This is a genomic window from Photobacterium piscicola, from assembly GCF_900166965.1.
Lineage (GTDB): Bacteria > Pseudomonadota > Gammaproteobacteria > Enterobacterales > Vibrionaceae > Photobacterium > Photobacterium piscicola.
In genome coordinates, this window is sequence record NZ_FUZI01000026.1 from 1 (window position 1) to 1,815 (window position 1,815).

1 protein-coding gene and 1 pseudogene are annotated in these 1,815 nt (G+C 41.9%); both read left to right on the forward strand.

What is annotated here, in order from left to right:
• A pseudogene (locus CZ809_RS20525) lies at positions 1–188 on the forward strand (putrescine-ornithine antiporter); the annotation flags it as partial.
• Between the two features lie 221 nt (positions 189–409).
• The coding region (locus CZ809_RS20530) for an Orn/Lys/Arg decarboxylase N-terminal domain-containing protein (protein ID WP_306341436.1) at positions 410–1,815 on the forward strand (1,406 nt) is incomplete at its 3' end.

The following is a 1,815-nucleotide window of genomic DNA, read 5'->3' on the forward strand; positions in this document are numbered from 1 at the left end:
TGGTATCTCAAAAGCAATACCGTCTTGGTGCAACCGTGGGTACATTAGCGGTTCTATACAGCATCTACGGTGTGTACGCTTGTGGTGCGACAGCCGTATTCGGCGGTACTATCCTGACACTGCTTGGCTACATCTTCTACGGCTTCATCGCAGCTCGTGATACTAAGCCAGAAGTGAAAGCAAACTAATTTTAAAGATTTAATAAATTCGATACTAAAGCAATTTATTAATAACTAACTAGAACGGAAATGGGAATAAATAATAAATACACTGACAATTAATTATCACTATTAATAAACAGTATTATTTATTCCCTTTCTAAAATATTCGGTCAGGCCTTTTAATTTTTCATAGTTAATATGTCGAGTTAAAACATACCTGTTATCCACCATTTTATTCAGGCGTTATTATGAACAATAATAGTAGTACAAATAAAATGCGTGCTCTTGTTATCGAGCACCAAAATATTACTCCAAACAGCTTTGCAGACCGTGCAACTAAGTCGCTTGTTGCTGAACTACAAAACCGCACTATCGAAATTATTACAGCAACTTCTTACGAAGATGCACGTGCGGTTATTCTGTCTACTCAAATTGACAGCCTAGTATTAGCACTAGAAAAAACTGAAGAGCAAATCGTTAACTCTAACGAAGAAGTTGAACTACTAAGTGCACTTCAAGCGCGTCAATCTGAAGTACCAGTATTTCTACTAGCAGAACGCGCTCGTACTTCTATTCTTAACAACCGCCAGTTAATGGAACGTGTTGATGAGTGTTATTCTGTACTAGAAGACACTGCTGACTTCGTTGCTGGCCGTATCGTTGCTTCAATGCGTCGTTACCGTGCACAAGTGTTACCACCGTTCATGAAAGCGATGATGCACTACAACGATATCCATGAGTACTCATGGTCTGCTCCAGGTCACCAAGGTGGTATTGGTTTTACTAAGACCCCTGCTGGTAACCAATTCTTTGAATTCTTCGGCGAAAACTTGTTCCGTACCGATATGGGTATCGAACGTGCTGCACTAGGTTCATTACTTGACCACAGTGGCGCATTTAAAGATTCTGAAGTTGAAGCAGCTAAGATCTTCGGTGCTCATCAGTCTTACTCTGGTATCGTAGGTACTTCAGGTTCAAACCGTACTATCATGCAAGCATGTATGAAAGACGACGACATCGCTATTTGTGACCGTAACTGTCACAAATCAATTGAACAAGGTCTGATCCTAACGGGCGCACGTCCAATCTACATGGTACCTAGCCGTAACTGTTACGGTATCATCGGTCCGATCAGCAAAGTTCAAATGAGCAAAGAAGGCATCGCGCTTAAAGCGAAAAATGCGGGCATTCCTTTCAACGCTGATGAGAAAAAAGCAAGCTACGCTGTAGTAACTAACTGTACTTACGACGGTTTATGTTACCACTCAGAAGTGACTGAAGCGCTACTAGGCGAAAGCTCTAGCCGTATTCACATGGATGAAGCTTGGTTTGGTTACGCACGTTTTAACCCTATCTACAAGGGTCACTACGCAATGCGTGGCGATGCTAAAGACCACACTGGTCCTACAGTATTTGCAACTCACTCAACACACAAGTTATTGAATGCATTGTCTCAAGCATCATACATTCACGTACGTAACGGTGAAAACGCGATTAACTTCGATCGTTTCAACCAAGCTTACATGATGCACACATCAACATCGCCACTATACGCAATCTGTGCGTCTAACGATGTTGCTGCAAACATGATGAAAGGCGAAAGTGGTCTATCGCTAACTAACGAAGTTAACCGCGAAGCGATCATCTTCCGTCA